Consider the following 17,471-nt stretch of genomic DNA (forward strand, 5'->3'; position numbering starts at 1 on the left):
TCCTCGAAGATCGGCTCGCCGGTCTCGCGGTCGAAGCCGGTCTGCACGGTGCGGATCAGGGTCTCGCCCTTGGCCTTGGCATCGGCCACGCGGGCGTTGAAGCCATCGACGTTGCGCACGCCGAGCTTCGACATCTTGCGATAGCGCTCCTCCATCTCCCGCACCGTCCACTTCAGCGCCACCACCGCCTTGCGGGGATCGGTGACGACCGGGGTCAGCAGGTGGGGAATGCCGTCATAGACGGAAAGCTCCAGCATCTTCGGGTCGACCATGATCAGGCGCAGCTGCTGCGGCGTCATGCGATAGAGCAGCGACAGGATCATGGTGTTGATGGCGACCGACTTGCCGGAGCCGGTGGTGCCGGCCACCAGCAGGTGCGGCATCCGCGCGAGATCGGCAATGACCGGCTCGCCGCCGATGGTCTTGCCGAGGCAGACCGCCAGTTTCTGCTTGGAGGTGGCAAAGTCGCCGGTGGCCAGCATCTCGCGCAGGTAGACGGTGTCGCGCTGCTGGTTGGGCAGTTCGATGCCGATGGCATTCTTGCCGGGAATGACCGCCACGCGCGCCGAAATGGCGCTCATGGAGCGGGCGATGTCGTCGGCAAGCCCGATGACGCGGGACGACTTGATGCCGGGGGCCGGCTCCAGCTCGTAGAGCGTGACGACCGGGCCGGGGCGGGCGTTGACGATCTGACCGCGCACGCCGAAATCCTCCAGCACGCCTTCCAGCATGCGGGAGTTGCGGTCGAGGGCCGCCTTGTCGAGCGCCTGCGGGCGGCCGGTGCTGCGCGGCTCGTCCAGCAGCGACAGCCGCGGCAGTTCGAACGGGCGGTCGCTGCCGGCCCTGCGCCCGGCGCGGCGCACCGGGGACGGCGGCGGCGAAATCGGGTCGTCGTTGTCGGCAAAGCCGTCATCGGTCTCAAACGGCAACTCGCCGGGCGGCTGCGCGAAGGCGTCCTCGCCGGTCTCGCCGGGGGCAAAGGCCGGCGGTGTGCTGGTCCAGCCGTCGCCGTCCGCATCGGCCGGGTCGGGCCCGCCGAACAGGAAGTCGTCGCCCACCGCACCGGACAGCGCGGCACCGGCGGATGCACCATCGGCGGCGGGCGCGGCGAAGGCCGGGTCGCCGGCCATTTCCGCGCCGGTTTCAGCAGTGCCGAAGCCGGGCTCCACGCGCTGGCCCGGTTCGCGACGGCGGCGTGCCGGCGGCTCGGCGGCCGTGTCGGCCCACTCGATGCCGATCTCGTCGTCATCCGGCTCGCGGGCACGGCGGGCGGCGCGGCGCTTCTCCTGCCAGCGGCGATACCAGGCGGTGGACGACAGCCACCAGTGGCCGGCGATGCCGGCCGCCGTCGCCAGCCGGCCCGGCGGCTCGTCGGCCTCCTCGCCGCGGCGGCGGTCGCGCGCCGGGCGGCGCCGCGGCGCCGGAGCGGGGTAGCCGGCGGCATAAATGAGCACCGCCAGCGCCGGCACGCTGAGCGCAATGCCCACGCCGGCCTCGCTGGCGCCGAGCAGCGACTGCAGCAGCCGGGAGGGGCCGGCCAGCAGCATGTCGCCCAGCGCGCCGCCAAGCCCGGTCGGCAGCGGCCAGGTGGGCGGCGGCTCCAGCGCGCCGAGGGCGGCGGCGACGATCAGAACGCCCGCGATCCACGCCGCCACGCGCGCCTTGCGCACCCGGCTGGCCCGGCCGCGGATCATGCGCGTGGCCCACAGCACCGGCAGCGCCAGCAGCACCACCACGCCGAGGCCGAGCATCTGGATGAGAAAATCGGCCAGCGAAGCCCCGCCAAAGCCCAGCCAGTTGTGGACGGGGGCATCCACGGCATAGCTGAGGCTCGGGTCGTTGACCGACCATGTGGCGAGGGCGGCCACCGTGGCGGCGACGCAGGCCAGAATGCCGAGCCCGCTCAGCAGGGCGAGATTGCGGTGCAGGAAGGCGATGATGCCGCCGGGCCTGTCACCCGCAGAGGCGGCACCGAGGTGGTCATCCGGCGGAAAGGGGATGGCTTTCGGCATGGGGCGCTGCAACCCTCCGTCAAACGAAAGTTTCGGCAAGCCGCGTCAGGGCGGCCTCGGTCACGTCGGGTGCGTCCACCAGCGCAAGGCGCAGGTGGTTCGTTGCCGGGTTGGTGCCGTCGGGTCCGGTGGCAGCAAGGTAGCCGCCGGGCACCGCGCGCACGCCGGCCTCGCGCCACAGCTTCAGCGCCGCCGCCTCGCCGCCGCCGAAGCGGGCGACGTCGAGCCACAGGAAGAAGCCGCCGTCCGGCACCACCTTGCCGAATGCCGGCGACAGCAGGCGGTCGGCAAGGGCGAATTTTGCATCGTAGAGGCGGCGGTTCTCCGCCACATGGGTCTCGTCGGCAAAGGCGGCGCTGCCCACCGCCTGCACCGGCGTGGGCACCTGCGGGGCGGCGATGTTGCGCAGGTTCAGCCAGCGCGCCAGAAAGGCCGGGTCGCCGGCGGCAAAGCCGCAGCGCAGGCCGGCAAGGTTGGAGCGCTTGGAGAGCGAATTGAAGACGATGACCTTTTCCGCCGTGCCGCTGGCCTTTGCCGCCGCCAGCGCGCCGGCCGGCGCCCCGGCCGCCTCGCGGTAGATTTCCGAATAGCACTCGTCGGCGAAGACGTAGATGTCGTGCGCGCGCGCCCATGCGATCAGCTTTGCCCAGTCGGCCGCGCCGGCCACCGCACCGTCGGGGTTGGCGGGGGAGGCGAAATAGAGGGCGATGGTGCGCGCCACCAGCGCCGGATCGAGGGCATCGAGATCGGGCAGGGCCTGCCCGGGCGCGGCGGCGAGCATCACCGCTTCCGCACCGGCGGCTTCCGCGCCGGCGGCATAGGCGAAATAGAACGGGTTCGGCAGCAGCACCGCCGGCCGCTCCGGCTGCTTTGCGGAGAACTGACGCGCGCCGAGCGCGGCGAAGAACAGCCCCTCGCGGCTGCCGTTGAGCGGCACGATGCCGGTTTCCGGGTCGATGAAGCCGTCGAGACCGAAGCGCCGGTCCAGCCAGCCGGCGACCGAACTGCGAAAGGCCGGCGTGCCTTTTATGGCCGGATAACGGCCGAAGCCGGCCAGGTTTTCCGCCAGCACCGGGCCGACGAAGGCCGGCATCGGGTGGCGCGGTTCGCCCACGCCGAGATCGATCGGCGGCGCGCCCGGCGCAATGCCCTCGATCAGCTTCGTCAGCCTTTGAAACGGCGATTGCAGGGCGGGCGTGGTGGTCATTGCGTCAACATGCTCGGCAGAGATTCAAACGGGGCGGGCCCGGCCTCACAGCCGTCCGCCCCGCCAGCCTAGCCGGAACATGGTTAAAAGCTTGTCACCGCCGGGGCATTGCCGTGGCAGGCGGCCGGCCTCAGAAGCGCACTTTCAGCGAGCCCTGCACGGTATTTTCCTGCGCGGTGGAGCCGATCTGGCCATAATAGCCGAGATCGAGGCGCAGGCCGTTGCCGGCCTCGAACACCACGCCCGCCCCCAGCAGCAGCGCATCGCGGGCGATGGGGGCGCCTTCCACCGTGTAGGGCGTGCTGGCGCTGACGAAGCTGAGCGTGGCGGTGGGCACCGGATTGGTGAAGGTGTGCTGCCAGGCGACATCGCCCTTGAGGGCGAAGCCCGCGGTGACCGGAATGGCAAACCGCGCCCCCAGCGTGGAGGCCACGGTGCCGAACGTGCCGGAACGGCCGGCCAGGGCGGAATCGGAGCCCTGCTCGGTGAAGCTGCCGCTGCTGACCCCGGTGTAGCTGAGGCCGGCAAAGGGTTCGAGCGCAGTGGTGCCGATGTCGAAACGGTAGCCGGCTTCGCCGAACACCTGCGTGATGCCGGCATTGTAGCTGGCGTTGTTGGCGGCGGAATAACCGGTGAAGACCACCGTGCGATCCACATCCACCGACTGCCAGGTGTGTGCCGCGCCGAGGCGCAGCGCCAGCGCATCGAAGGTCATGGCGCCATAGGCGCCGAAGGTGCCGCCGCGCATGGTGCCGGAGGAGGCGCGGGCATCGAGATCGAAACGGCCGCTGCCATAGCCGGCGAACAGGCCGAAGCGGGCGTCGCCGGTGCCGGTGGGCAGGGTGTAGTCGGCGCCGATCAGCCCGCCGCCGAGGCTGTTGCTGATGTCGGCGGTGTTCGGCTCTTCGCCGCCGTTGTTGCCGGTGCCGCCGTAGCCGCTGGCCCAGAAGGCGAGGCCGTCGGCCGGCAGGCCGGCGCGGGTGCCGGTCATCGGGCCATCGGGATAGACCGGCTGCTGCGCGGTTTCGAACAGGTCGGCCGCGGTGTCGCGCGGGCTTGCCCGCAGGCGGCCCAGAACCGCCTGCTGGATGAGATTGGCCTGCACCGTCATTACCGTGCGGATGCCGGCATAGATCTCGCCGGAAAGCGCATCGAGGGCGGCCGGGGCGGTCTGGAAGTTGAGCAGCACCATGGAGGCGAGCAGGCCGCTCGACAGCGGCAGGGTGTCGGCGCCGAGGCCGGTCTGACGCTGGTTCTCGGTCAGCCCGCCCAGCGAGAAGCTGGCCCCGCCGGCATGGCTGAACAGCACCGACACGCTGGAGCCGGTGTAGGTGAGGGTGGTGCCGAGGAACGGGTAGGCCCCGGTGATGCCGCCGAGCGGGTTGGTGACGCCGTCGAAAGTGCCGGTGATGCCGCCCGCCGCCGTCAGCAGCGTGTAGGACACGATGCCCGGCACGAAGCCTTCCAGCGTCGTGAGCGTGATGGTGCCGCCGGACAGCGTGAGCCCGCCGGTGGCCGCGATGGTATCGGAAACGCCGGCAGCCCCCACCTTGGCCGCATAGGTGGACCCGGGCAGGAAGGCGACATCGCCGCTGACGATGAGCGTCGCCACCGTGTCGCCGGTGGAATAGGAGCCGGAATTGGTGAAGTTGCCGTTGATCTGTCCGGCACCGACCACGGCGCCGCTGTTGGTCAGGTCGCCGGTGATGCTGCCGCGGGCATAGAACGTGCCGGTGTTGCTGACATTGCCGATGATCGAGCCGTTGTTGGTGGCGACGCCGGCATTGGAAAGGCGGCCGCTCACCACGCCGTTGTTGACCAGCGTGCCGTAGGAGGTGTTGTAGACCGTGCTGTTCAGCAAGGCCTGATTGGTCAGAAGCCCGTTGTTGGTGACGGTGCCGTTGATCGTGCCGGTGTTGGTGACGGTGCCGTGGGTGTGGTTCTTGACCGTGCCGTTGATGACGCCGGAATTGCTGGCGGTGCCGTCGTTGTCGAGGCTGCCGGTCAGCGAGCCGCCGTTGCTGTAGGTGCCGGTGCGGGTGTTGGTGACATCGCTGTTGGTCTGGCCGGAACCGCTCCATGTGCCGGAATTGGTGATGGCGCCGTTGACCGAGCCCGACTGCACGAAGGTGGCCGACTGCGCATTGGCGACGGCGCCGTTGATGAGACCGGTATTGGCGAAGCTGCCGGTGTTGGTCACCGTGCCGGCGATGGAGCCGCCGTTCGCGAAGCTGTTCGCATTCGCCACGTCGCCGGTGATGCCCTCCGTGCCGGTCCATGTGCCGGTGTTGGTGACATTGCCGTTGATGGTGCCGCTGCCGCTCCATGCGCCGCTGCTGGTGACGTTGCCGTTGATGGTGCCGTCGTTGGTGGCCGTGCCGGAATTCGTCACCGCGGCGGCGATCTCGCCGGTGTTGGTCAGCGTGCCGCGCGTCTCCACCGGGCCGGTGATGCGGTTCTGGTTGTCGAACGTGGCGCCGGTGTCGTTGAGGACGGAGCCGTCCAGCAGGCCGGTGTTGGTGAAGGTGCCGGTATTGGTGACATTGCCGGTCACCGAACCGCCGTTCTCAAAGCTGGCGCTGTTGGTGACGTTGCCGGTGATGAGCTCCGTTCCGCTCCATGTGCCGTCGTTGGTCACGTCGCCGTCGACGGTGCCGGTGCCGGCCCATGTGCCGGAATTGGAAACCCCGCCGCTGACGGACCCGGTGTTGGTGACATCGCCGGTGTTGGTGACGCCGGTTTCGATGGCGCCGCTGTTGGTCAGCACACCGGCATTGTCGACGCTGCCGGTGACGGTGCTCTGGTTATCGAGCGTGCCGGCGGCATCGTTGGTCACGGAGCCGTCGACGAGGCCGGTGTTGGTGAGGGTGCCGCTGTTGGCGACATCGCCGGTGACCGAGCCGCCGTTTTCGAAGGTCGCGGTGTTGGTGACATTGCCGGTGATTTCTTCGGTGCCGCTCCATGTGCCGTCGTTGGTCACGTCGCCGTCGACGGTGCCGGTGCCGGCCCATGTGCCGGAATTGGAAACCCCGCCGCTCACCGCGCCGTCGTTGGTGGCGTCGCCGGTGTTGGTCACGCCGGCATCGATGGTGCCGGTGTTGGTCAGCGTGCCGGCATTGTCGACGCTGCCGGTGATCTCGTTCTGGTTGTCGAACGTGCCGCCGGCGGCGTTGGTCGCGGAGCCGTCGACGAGGCCGGTGCTGGTGAAGGTGCCGCTGTTGGTGACATCGCCGGTGACCGAGCCGCCGTTTTCGAAGGTCGCGGTGTTGGTGACATTGCCGGTGATTTCTTCGGTGCCGCTCCATGTGCCGTCGTTGGTCACGTCGCCGTCGACGGTGCCGGTGCCGGCCCATGTGCCGGAATTGGAAACCCCGCCGCTCACCGCGCCGTCGTTGGTGGCGCCGCCGGAATTGGTGACGCCGGTTGCGATCTCGCCGGTGTTGGTCAGCGTGCCGCGCGTTTCCACCGGGCCGGTGATGGAGCTCTGGTTGTCGAGCGTGCCGTCGTTGATGACCGAGGCATCGAGGGGGGCGGTGTTGGTGTAGGTCTCGCCGGCATTGATGACGACGGTGCCGGCCAGTTCCTCTTCCGCCGACTGGGCCGCGGCGGGGGCGGCGAGCGAGACCAGCACGCCGCCGACGAGGGCGGTGCAGGCGACAAGGCGGGCGGTGAGACGCATGGCAGGGCGGGTGTCATGATGCGCGGCGTCGCGGCCGGCCGCCGGTCCGCCGGCCTTCCGAAGGGGTGAGGCGGCAAGGGGTCCCGCTTCGCTCCGTTCGCTTGCCACGCTGTTGCCTCCGCCCGCAGAAGTGCCCCCGGCCGCGGGGCCCGACCTGCGTGGCGAATCCCCGGCGGCTTCATGGCGTTAACCATGGCGGGCAATTCTTTAAGAAGGGTTCACCAAGGCAGACGAAAACGGCCCCCGCAAAGGGGGCCGTTAGCTGTTTCTTGAGATTTTCGCGGCCGGGCGCCTCAGGAAGCGAGGCTTTTGCCGATCAGGTCGGAAAGGGCCTCCACGAAGGCGGCCGGATCGTCCGGCACCTCGCCGTCGAGAATGCGGGCCTGCCCGAACAGCAGTTTTGCGCCGGCCTCCACAGCATCGGCCGCCCCGCCGGCGGCCGCCTTCGCCGCCAGCGCCTTGATCAGGGCGTGGCGCGGGTTCAGCTCCAGAACGGGCGCGAGGCCGCCGGCCTTCTCGCCCGAGCGCGACATCAGCTTTTCCAGCTGGCGGTCGGGACCATATTCGGGCGCGACCAGACAGACCGGGCTGGTGGCGAGGCGCTCGGAGGCCCGCACCGCACTCACCTTGTCGCCCAGCGCCTGCTTGATGAGGGCGGACAGCGCGGCGACATCGCCGGCCTTGCCGGCCTCCGGCTCGGACACGCCCTCGGCGAGCGGGATCTGCGCAAGGTCGTCGCTGCCCTGCGTGACGGAGCGGAACGGCTTGCCCTCGTAGCCGAGCGCGGTCTGCACCCAGAAGGCATCGACCGGATCGGTGAGCAGCATCACCTCGATGCCGCGGGCGCGGTAGCCCTCAAGATGCGGGCTGGAGCGCGCGGCGGCCTCGTTGTCGGCCAGCACATAATAAAGCGCGGTCTGGTTCTCGCGCTTGTCGGCCAGAATCTCGGCGAGGCTGCGCCAGCCGGCACCGTCGCGGGTGGTGCGGAAGCGGGCGAGCCCGAACAGCGCGTCGCGCCGGTCCGGTTCCTCGTAGAGCCCCTCCTTGAGCACCGCGCCGAACGCCTCCCAGACTTTGAGGTAGGCATCGGCATCGCTGCCGGCGAGCTTCTCCAGCTCGCCCAGCACCCGCCCGGTGAGCGCCTTGCGGATGGCCTCGATCAGCGGATTGTTCTGCAGCATCTCGCGCGAGATGTTGAGCGGCAGATCCTCCGAATCCACGATGCCGCGCACGAAGCGCAGCCAGCCCGGCGTCAGCGCTGCATCCTCGGTGATGAACACCCGGCGCACATAGAGCTTGATGCGGCCCTTGCGGTCCGGGTTGAAGAGATCGAACGGCCGCCGCGCCGGCACGAAGGCCAGCACCGAATAGTCCTGCCGTCCCTCGGCGCGGTAATGGATGGTCAGCGCCGGTTCGGTGCTGTCGCCGGTGAGGGCGGTGTAGAACGCGTTATATTCCTCCGCCTGCACCGCAGCCTTCGGCCGGGTCCAGAGCGCGGTGCCGTCGACGATCTGCTGCGCCTCGCTCTCGCCGGCCTTGCGCAGGCTGATCGGCACCGGAATGTGCGCGGCGTGGGTGCGCACGATGTCTTCAAGGCGCAGCGCGTCGGCATAGTCGCGGGCGTCGTCGTTGAGGACGACGGTCACGCGGGTGCCGCGCGCCGGCGCATCCGCCCCGGCGGGTTCGACGGTGAAGGTGCCGCTGCCGTCGGAACGCCAGGTCCACGCCTCGGCGGCGCCGGCGCGGCGGCTGGTGACGACGACCTCCTTCGCCACCATGAAGGCGGAATAGAAGCCGACGCCGAACTGGCCGATGAGGGCGCTGCCGTCCTGTTTCTGCTCCAGCGCCTCCACGAAGGCACGGGTGCCGGAGCGGGCGATGGTGCCGAGGTTGTCGGCCAGCTCCTGCCGGCTCATGCCGATGCCGTTGTCGCTGATGGTGAGCGTGCCGGCCGTGCCGTCCGGCTCCAGCACGATGCCGAAGGCGGTGTCGCCGGCGGCGAGGCTCTCGTCGGTCACGGCCAGATGGCGCAGTTTCTCGCAGGCATCGGCCGCATTGGAGATCAGCTCGCGCAGGAACACATCGCGGTCGGAATAGACCGAATGCACCATCAGCCGCAGAAGCTGGGCCACATCGGCTGCAAAGGCGTGCGTTTCGGCGGCCGGGTTCTCCGTCCGGGTCACGCTGTCGTTATCCACGCTGTCGTTATTCATGGGTTGCATTCCGTCGCTCGGCAGTCCCGGTGCCGGCTGGCGAAAGCCGGCGCCGGGTCGGAGATGACAAAGGGTTCGCGCAGGGCCCGGCCAGCAGGCCCGCGCAGCCGTGTTCTATATCGGCGGCGGGCCGTCCGCGATCAAGGGTGGCGCGGGCGCGCGGGCGGCTGTGACCGCGGTGCAGCACGGTTGACGGCAATGCGGGCGGCATGGTCTTTCAGGCTGCCGTCTGCGGCGCCGGCGATCTATCATGAAAGGGCGCTGCCCGCAGCGCGTCCGGCCGGCGGCCGGAACCCGATCGACGACAAGGCTCAAGACCATGCGGCGCTCCAGCGCATTCAACCTGCCGAACATTCTCACCTACGCCCGCATTGTTGCGGTTGCGGCTGTGACGCTGTTCTATTTTCTGCCGGGGGTGGAAATACGCTGGGTGGCGGTTGGCATCTATATTGCTGCCGCGATCACGGATTTCTTCGACGGATATCTTGCCCGCGCATGGCAGCAGCAATCGGCGCTGGGGCGAATGCTGGATCCGATCGCCGACAAGCTGCTGGTGGCGACCTGCCTGCTGCTGATGGCGGCCGACGGCACCATTGCCGGCATCTCCGTCGTGGCGGCCATCGTGATTCTCTGCCGCGAGATTCTGGTGTCGGGCCTGCGCGAATTTCTGGCCGAACTGCGGGTCAGCGTGCCGGTGACGCGGCTGGCCAAGTGGAAGACGACAGTGCAGCTCATCGCCGTGGGCGTGCTGCTGGCCGGGCCGGCCGGCGACCGGCTGCTGCCGATGACGACCGATATCGGCATCGTGCTGCTGTGGCTGTCGGCGATCCTGACGCTTTATACCGGGTTCGACTATTTCCGGGCCGGCATCGGCCATCTGGTGGACTGAGAGGGCGGCGGATGAAGGCCATCTATTTCGCCTGGGTGCGCGAGCGGATCGGGGTGGAGGCGGAAGAGATTGCGCCGCCGGAAACGGTGGCGACTGCCGCCGACCTGATCGACTGGCTGGCGACGCGCGACGAGGCTCACGCCTTTGCCTTCGAGGACCGCGCCGCCATCCGGGTTGCAATCGACCGCCGCCACGCGCAGCCGGGCGCAAGCCTTGCCGGGGCGCGGGAAGTGGCGTTCTTTCCGCCCATGACGGGCGGCTGAAAGACGGGCGGCTGAAGGACGGGCGGCCGGGGCCGGGGCTGATGACCGGCGGCCGGGGGCCGCGAGGCGGGAGGGCCGGACGATGATCGTGGAAGTGCGCATCGAATCGCGGCTGTTCGATCCCGGCGAGGAGGCCGCCCGCCTTGTCGCCGGCCGCGCCGACGTGGGCGCGCTGGTGAGCTTCGCCGGCTATTGCCGCGACGAAGGCGGCCGGCTCGCCGCACTGGAACTCGACCACTATCCCGGCATGGCGGAAGACGAGATCGCCCGCATCGGCGCGGAGGCTGCCGGCCGCTGGGCGCTGAGCGGCCTTCTGGTGGTGCATCGCCACGGCCTCATCCGCCCCGGCGAGCCGATCGTGGTGGTGGCGGCGGCCAGCGCCCACCGCGCCAGCGCCTTCGCCGCCACCGAGTTCGTCATGGACTATCTCAAGACCCGCGCCCCCTTCTGGAAGAAGGAGCATCTCGCCGATGGCAGCGAAGGCGAGTGGGTGGCCCCGAAGGACAGCGACGAGGCCGCCACGCGGCGGTGGTGACGCAGGCCGCCGGACCGGTCATCGAGATCAGGTTCCCCTCTGAGGACGAAACCGGCAGGCTCGCCCGCGCGCCGCCATCGGCACGGCCGGCCGGCTGCGACGCGAGGCGGAGGCCTTCGCCCTTACCGGCATCGTCGCTTCAAGCCGCTCCACGACGAACGCGGGTATCCGGGACGAACGCGCATATCCCGCGGGCGATGAGGCGCTGCGGGCCGCGGCCGCGATCATCCGGCGGAATATCCGCGCGAGCGACACTGTAGCGCGGGGGAGGCGGCGAGGAATTCGTCCTCTGCCGGCCCGGCACCCGCACCGGGCAGGCAGAGGCGGTGCCTGAGCGCATCCGCCGGCGGGTGAGCGAGGCGGAGATTCTGCCCGGCCGTCAGGCCGTCAGCCCGCCAAACCACGCATTGAAGAAGCCGGCGTACATTTCCGGCCGTTCCAGACTGAGCGAGTGGCCGGCGCCGGGCGCCACCACGAACTGGCAGTCGGGCATGCCGGCGGCCATGGCCTCAAGGTCGGCGCGCTGGATGATGCGGTCGAATTCGCCCCACACCACCAGATGCGGATGGGCGATTTCGCCCATGCGGGCCTTCAGTTCGCCCAGCTCATATTCCGCCGTCAGCCCGTAGGGCGTGCCGAACCAGATGCCGTCGGAGACCGCGAAAGTCTGGTCCACGATGCGCTCGAACAGCGCGGCGGCGTCGGCGGCATCGGCGCGGAAGGCGGCGAGCTTGCCCGGCGCAAGGCTCTCCGGCACGAACAGCCGCGGCATGGTGGTGGCCATCACCGCGCGGGTGATGTCGCGGCTTGATTTCATCAGGCCGAAGCCGGCCGTCATCTCCGGAGTGAAGCGGATCGACAGCGGCGAGACCGGCGAGAGCGAGAACACGCGGCCGAAGCGCTGCGGCGCCTTCAGCAGCATGCGGGTGGAGATGATGCCCCCGGTGGAGTGGGTGGCGAGGTGGCAGAACCCGATGCCGAGCGCATCCAGCGCCGCCAGCATGTCGTCGGCGTGGCGGGCGATGGAGTAATTGGCGAAATCGGGCAGCGGGGCCGGCTTGTCGCTGTCGCCGCAGCCGCGCCAGTCGACGGCGACGACGCGGATGCCGGGCGCAATGGCGGGCGCGGCGCGCTCCAGCCAGTCCTTGCTGGCCAGATTGCCGTGAATGAACAGCACCGTGGTGCGGCCTTCGCCCCACACGCGGAAGGCAAGTTCGAGGTCTCCGACGCGCACGCGTTCGGCCATGACGGTCTTTCTCCGGGTCTTGCGGCAAAAGCGACCGGCCGGGGCGGGCTCAGACCACCCCGGCCGGCAATCGGTCGCCCGCCCGGCCGTCGCCGGGCGGGAGCCCTTTACTTGTTCAGCCCCTGCGGGGTGGCGACGGCGGCCGGCGCGGCGGCCGGCGCCATGCCGCCCGGCCCGCCGTTGATCATGATATCCACCGCCACCGGCGACATCTGCGGCACGCGGCCGGTGGTGGCGAAATCCACCGCATCCTCGGCAAACTCCACCGGGTCGTCGGTGTGCACGAAGTGGGCGCTCTCCGGATAGACCTTCACCTCCACCTTGCGCCCGGCGGCGCTCATGCGGCGCATGAACGGCAGGATGATCTCGCGCGACAGATCGGTGCGGCCGTTGAAGGCGGTGCCGGGAATGAACGGCTCCTTGTCGCCGAAGGCCAGGAAGATCGGCGCCGTAATCTGCGGCAGGCGGTTATAGAGGCTGTTCGGATCGCCCTTCTGCATCTCGGCCGCCATGGAATAGATGTCGAAGATGAAGACATCGACCCATTGCTGCAGTTCCTTCGGGTTGCCGGCGATCATGCCGGTGCGCTGGTCGGTGTGCAGGCGGGCATACCAGCTGTCGCGCAGGAAATAGCCGCTCTTCGAGGGCGTGACGGCACCGGTCACCGGGTCGCGCTTGCGGAAGTGGAAGAAGTCGTCGATCTGCTGCGCCGTCAGGTTCTTTTCGCGCTCGCGCAGGCCGGTCTGGTCCCAGACCTTCGCCCAGGCATCGAAATTGTGGGCAAAGGCGGGGTTGAAGAGATCCAGTTCCTTGCCCGGCGCAACGGTGATCTTGCGGTCATATTCCTCAAGGCCGGCCGGGGCTTCCAGAACGAGGGACTTCACCGCGTCCGGCCAGCTGAGGGCATAGCCCAGCACCACCTGACCGCCCATGGAGTGGCCCATGTAGCTCGCCTGTTTCACGCCGAGCTGGCCGACGACCAGATTGTGCACCACCTCGCGCATGTCCTGCAGGCTGCGCGCCGGGCTCTTGCCGAGGTTGCCGGGGCCGGACTTGCCGTAGTGCGGCAGGTCGGGAACGATCACCCGCAGGCCGCGCTCCAGCGCGATCTTCATCACGTTGCCGTAATGGCCGCCGAACGCCCCCTTGCCGTGCACGATGACCAGCGTTTCCGGGTTGGGATCGCTGCCGGCATATTCGTCCATGTAGGCGATATCCCACGCCACGCCGCGCCCGTCCTTCACGGTCGCGTGCTTCACCGGGAAGGGGTAGCGGACGAAGGTGTCCCAGAACGATTTGTCCGGCGTGACGGCGGCAACGTCGACCGAGGCGGGGGTGTAGGTCTTCACCGTGTAGCGCTGATTGCGGGTGAGCCGGGCGACATCGTCGAAGAAGCTCACGACCTTCGGGTCGAATTCCTTGTGCTTCAGGATCGAGAACACGCCGTAGTGGGCGACAGGGCTGGTCTCGGTCACCAGATCGGCCCCGGGGATGCGTTCGGCCGCCTTGCGGGCCAGCCCGGCATTGAGCCACTGGTCGTTGTCGATGTGCATCACCATGGTGCGCGCGGTGATGCGGCCGAGATCGGCGTTGATGTTGTACGTCTCGCCGGCGCGGTTGCGCCAGATGAGGTCGACGGCATCGAAAAGCTGCGCGCGGGCGGCAATGTTGGCGCCGGCATTCGGGTTCGGCGGCTGCCAGTAGAACACATCCGGTTCCACCTTCTTCCAGTCCTGCGTGGACCGGAAGCCAAAGTCGAAGCCGGTCAGGTTGAGGATCGACCAGCCGAAGGCGACGCCCTGATTGGGGTGCTCGGATTTTGGCAGATTATAGTAGTTGCCGCCGGTCTTGCGCCACTGCGGATCGGATTCGATGGCCGCCGTCATCAGCTGGAAGGTCCAGTTGCCGACCGGGTCGGCGCCGTCCGACTGGGTGGTGCCGCCCACCGGCAGAAGGCCGTTCATGAACTGCGGGTGCATCACGCCCCACACGAAGCTCTGGGTGGCCCCCATGGAAACGCCGGTCACGAGGGCGGCGTGCGACACGCCGAGGTGATCGCGCAGCAGGCGGTAATTGGCCTGCACCATGTCCATGTAGCTGTATTGCGGGAACTTCTGCCCCAGCCCGTCGGAGGGCTTGGAGGTGCCCCACAGGCCGAGCGCATCCACCAGCACGACATAATACTGGTTGGTGTCGATCGGCCGGTCGGGGCCGATCAGCGATCCGCCGGTCAGCGCGCTGCCTTCCACCCAGTGGGCATACATGTCGGTGGCATCGCCCGAATAGAATGCGTTGACCACGACGGCATTGGTGATCTCGCCGGCGGCATTGCGCCGCGGGGTGCCGAGGGTGATGTAGGCGGTGCGCAGCGGCGCGGCCCCGAGGGATTCCAGCGTGGTGCCGCCTTCGCCGCCGTTCTCCCACTTTGCCGGCGTGTCGAGGTCATATTTGCCGCCGATGCGGAAGTCCCTGATTTCGTAGAACTGTTTCAGGTCGCAGAAGCGGGCCTGCGAGCAGACCGGCGTCAGCGGCGCGGGCACCGGGGCATCGCCGGCAAGGGCGGCCGGGGCGCGGGCGAGGCCGGCGAAGACGAGAACCGCCAGCATGGCGGTGCGGCGGGGGCTGTGCTGAACGGGTGTTGGCATCGTTTCGGTCGCTTCCGCTGTCGTTCTTGTTGTTTCCGGGCCGGTGCAGGCGGTCCGCCACGCGGGCCTGCGCACGATGCCGGCATTGCCGCCCGCCGGCAATGCGTCTGCTCACCGCGCACCCCCGGCGCGCCGCGGCCGTGCCGCCGTCGCCCGGTCACGGGGATGTTTATTCTCACGCAGGTTTGATTTTTCGCAGTGCGCCGGCAGCGTTCCTCCGTTGGACATGTCATTGTGGCTGTGCGAAGGACGGGCGATTTTGTGATCATATATTCACCGGCCCGGCAGGCATTGTTTGTGCACAGATGGACCGGTCGTCGTAAGTCATTCAGACGTTTTGAATATCTGCTGCCGGAGTGCCATGGTGGCGCTGGAAGGCTCGACGGTGTCGCGGCCCGTGTGCGGGGGCGGTCCGTCTGAGGAAAGGAAATCTCTCGTGCGCTCTGGTAACGATCAGTCGGGCAGAACGGCCCGAAGCGGCCCGGTGCGGTGGCGCAGGCCCGGCCTGCTGCTGGCCCTCTCCATGGTGGCGCCGCTGGCGCTGGCGGGCTGCAACCGGACGCCGGAAGAGCCGGCACCGCAGATCCGCCCGGTGCGCACCATCGTGACGGAGCAGCGCAGCACCGGCGACAGCGTGTCGCTGACCGGCCATGTGGAGGCCAAGAACGAGGCGAGCTACGGCTTCCGCATCGGCGGCCGGCTGGTGGAGCGCCTCGTCAATGTCGGCGACCACGTGGCGCCCGGGCAGGTGCTGGCCCGTCTCGATCCCGCCAACGAGCAGAACGAACTGCGCTCCGCGCACGCCGCCGTCACGGCGGCGCAGTCGCAGCTGGGCCTTGCCCGCAACGACTATCAGCGCCAGCGCCAGCTGCACGACCGCGGCTTTGCCGCCCGGGCCGTCTACGAGCGTGCCGAGCAGGCGCTGAAGGCGGCCGAATCCGGCCTTGAGGACGCGCAGGCCCGCCTGAAGCTGGCACAGGACCGGCTCGACTTCACCGAACTGCGGGCCGATGCCGCCGGCACCGTGACGGCGCGGCGCGCCGAACCGGGCGAAGTGGTGGGCGCCGGCCAGCCGATCGTTCAGGTCGCCCGCAAGGACGGCCGCGATGCGGTGTTCGACGTGCCCGCCCAGCTTCTGCAGCAGACCGCGTCCGATCCCACGGTCATCGTGTCGCTGGCCTCCGATCCCGCGGTGACGGCCAAAGGCCGCGTGCGCGAGGTGGCGCCGCAGGCCGATCCCGTGACCCGCACCTTTGCCGTGCGCGTCGGCCTGATCGACCCGCCGGAGGCGATGCGCCTCGGCACCACCGTCATCGGCCGCGTCAGTCTCGACAGCGGCCCGGTGATCGAGATCCCGGCCTCCGCGCTCACCCGCGCCGACGGCGAGCCGGCGGTGTGGGTTGTCGACCCGGACAAGAAGACGGTGTCGCTGCGCAGGATCGAGGTGCTGCGCTTCACGCCGTCTTCGGTGGAGGTTTATGGCGGCCTGCAGGCCGATGAACTGGTGGTGACGGCCGGCGTGCAGGCGCTGCATCCGGGGCAGGAAGTCCGCCTGCTGGGGACGCAGCCGTGAAAGAAGGTTTCAACCTTTCCGCCTGGGCGCTGAAGCACCGCTCCATCGTGCTTTATCTGATGCTCGTTGCGGTTCTGGCCGGCGTTCTCGCCTACCAGAAACTGGGCCGTGCCGAGGATCCGAGCTTTGTCATCAAGACCATGGTGGTGCAGGCCCGCTGGCCCGGCGCCACCGTGGAGGAAACCCTCAATCAGGTGACCGAGCGGCTGGAGCGCAAGCTTCAGGAGGTGCCGAAGCTCGATTACCTGCGCTCCTACACCAGCGCCGGGCAGACCACGATCTTCGTCAACCTGCTGGGTTCGGCCACCGCCGACGAGGTGCCGGATATCTGGTACCATGTGCGCAAGAGCATCGGCGACATGGCCCCGACCCTGCCGCAGGGCGTGATCGGGCCGGGCTTCAACGATGAGTTCGGCGATACCTTCGGCATCATCTTCGGCTTCACCTCCGACGGCTTCACCCACCGCGAACTGCGCGATTATGTGGAGACGATCCGCTCGGAGCTGCTGCATGTGCCCGATGTCAGCAAGATCGAGATGCTGGGGGCGCAGGACGAGCGCATCTTCGTCGAATTCTCGATGCAGGAGCTGGCCAGCCTCGGCATCAACCGTCAGCAGGTGCTGCAGGCGCTGCAGACGCAGAACCTCGTCAGCCCGGCCGGCACGATCGAGACCGGCAACGAGATCCTGTCGCTGCGCGTGACGGGGGCGTTCCGCAGCGAGCAGGACATCGCCAACGTCAATCTGGTGGTGAACGGCCGCGTGCTGCGCCTGTCCGACATCGCCACCGTGCGGCGCGGCTATGCCGATCCGCCGCAGCCGATGTTCCGCGTCAACGGCCAGCCGGCCATCGGCCTGGCCATTGCCATGCGCGACGGCGGCGACATCCTCGCCCTCGGCAAAAACCTGACGAGCCGCGTGCACGAACTGGTCGGCAACCTGCCGATCGGCATCGACGATCATCTCGTGGCCGATCAGGCGGTGACGGTGCACGAGGCCATCAACGAGTTCATGACCTCGCTGGTGCAGGCGGTGATCATCATTCTGGTGGTCAGTTTCGTCAGTCTCGGCGCGCGCGCCGGCACGGTGGTGGCGCTCTCCATTCCGCTGACGCTGGCGGTGGTGTTCGCGGTGATGCAGATCACCAACATCGATATGCAGCGCATCTCGCTCGGTGCGCTCATCATCGCGCTGGCGCTGATGGTGGACG

Annotated in this window: 11 protein-coding genes; 5 read left to right on the top strand and 6 right to left on the bottom strand. The window is 68.9% G+C overall.

Annotation, left to right across the window (positions count from 1 at the left end; translation table 11 throughout):
* The 4 genes from V7067_RS08640 to htpG form a co-directional block, all read right to left on the bottom strand.
* Nucleotides 1-2,012, bottom strand: a 2,012-nt coding sequence (locus tag V7067_RS08640; protein ID WP_334175490.1) for a DNA translocase FtsK 4TM domain-containing protein, incomplete at its 3' end; no start/stop codon positions are given.
* Between the two features lie 19 nt (nucleotides 2,013-2,031).
* Nucleotides 2,032-3,219, bottom strand: a complete 1,188-nt coding sequence (locus V7067_RS08645; RefSeq protein WP_334175491.1) for an aminotransferase class I/II-fold pyridoxal phosphate-dependent enzyme — start codon at nucleotides 3,217-3,219, stop codon at nucleotides 2,032-2,034.
* 130 nt (nucleotides 3,220-3,349) lie between these two features.
* Nucleotides 3,350-6,898 (bottom strand): autotransporter domain-containing protein, encoded by a 3,549-nt coding sequence (locus tag V7067_RS08650; protein ID WP_334175492.1) that lies wholly within the window; start codon nucleotides 6,896-6,898, stop codon nucleotides 3,350-3,352.
* Nucleotides 6,899-7,191: 293 nt separating this feature from the next.
* Complete coding sequence (gene htpG, locus V7067_RS08655; RefSeq protein ID WP_334175493.1) at nucleotides 7,192-9,111, bottom strand: molecular chaperone HtpG; 1,920 nt, start codon at nucleotides 9,109-9,111, stop codon at nucleotides 7,192-7,194.
* Between the two features lie 319 nt (nucleotides 9,112-9,430).
* On the opposite strand from htpG, the gene pgsA reads away from it, so the two are divergent.
* The 3 genes from pgsA (at nucleotide 9,431) to V7067_RS08670 (ending at nucleotide 10,798) form a co-directional block, all read left to right on the top strand.
* Nucleotides 9,431-10,000 carry a CDP-diacylglycerol--glycerol-3-phosphate 3-phosphatidyltransferase gene (pgsA, locus tag V7067_RS08660; protein WP_334175494.1) on the top strand — a complete coding sequence of 190 codons (570 nt, stop codon included), beginning with the start codon at nucleotides 9,431-9,433 and terminating at the stop codon, nucleotides 9,998-10,000.
* Between the two features lie 11 nt (nucleotides 10,001-10,011).
* Nucleotides 10,012-10,263 (top strand): molybdopterin converting factor subunit 1, encoded by a 252-nt coding sequence (gene moaD / locus V7067_RS08665; RefSeq protein ID WP_334175495.1) that lies wholly within the window; start codon nucleotides 10,012-10,014, stop codon nucleotides 10,261-10,263.
* An 82-nt stretch (nucleotides 10,264-10,345) separates the two neighbouring features.
* Nucleotides 10,346-10,798 (top strand): molybdenum cofactor biosynthesis protein MoaE, encoded by a 453-nt coding sequence (locus V7067_RS08670; protein WP_334175496.1) that lies wholly within the window; start codon nucleotides 10,346-10,348, stop codon nucleotides 10,796-10,798.
* A 379-nt stretch (nucleotides 10,799-11,177) separates the two neighbouring features.
* Here the strand turns inward: V7067_RS08670 and V7067_RS08675 are convergent, their stop codons facing one another.
* Both V7067_RS08675 and V7067_RS08680 read right to left on the bottom strand, forming a co-directional pair.
* Nucleotides 11,178-12,044, bottom strand: a complete 867-nt coding sequence (locus tag V7067_RS08675; RefSeq protein ID WP_334175497.1) for an alpha/beta hydrolase — start codon at nucleotides 12,042-12,044, stop codon at nucleotides 11,178-11,180.
* A gap of 107 nt (nucleotides 12,045-12,151) precedes the next feature.
* Nucleotides 12,152-14,689, bottom strand: a complete 2,538-nt coding sequence (locus V7067_RS08680; protein ID WP_334175498.1) for an alpha/beta hydrolase — start codon at nucleotides 14,687-14,689, stop codon at nucleotides 12,152-12,154.
* Between the two features lie 484 nt (nucleotides 14,690-15,173).
* Here V7067_RS08680 and V7067_RS08685 point away from each other — a divergent pair, with 484 nt between their 5' ends.
* A complete protein-coding gene (locus tag V7067_RS08685; RefSeq protein ID WP_334175499.1) occupies nucleotides 15,174-16,262 on the top strand; it encodes an efflux RND transporter periplasmic adaptor subunit in 1,089 nt (362 codons plus the stop codon).
* A 59-nt stretch (nucleotides 16,263-16,321) separates the two neighbouring features.
* Nucleotides 16,322-17,471, top strand: a 1,150-nt coding sequence (locus tag V7067_RS08690; protein WP_334175500.1) for an efflux RND transporter permease subunit, incomplete at its 3' end; no start/stop codon positions are given.

Origin of the sequence: Pseudoxanthobacter sp., assembly GCF_036822375.1 — a bacterium.
In the GTDB taxonomy this organism is placed as follows: domain Bacteria; phylum Pseudomonadota; class Alphaproteobacteria; order Rhizobiales; family Segnochrobactraceae; genus Pseudoxanthobacter.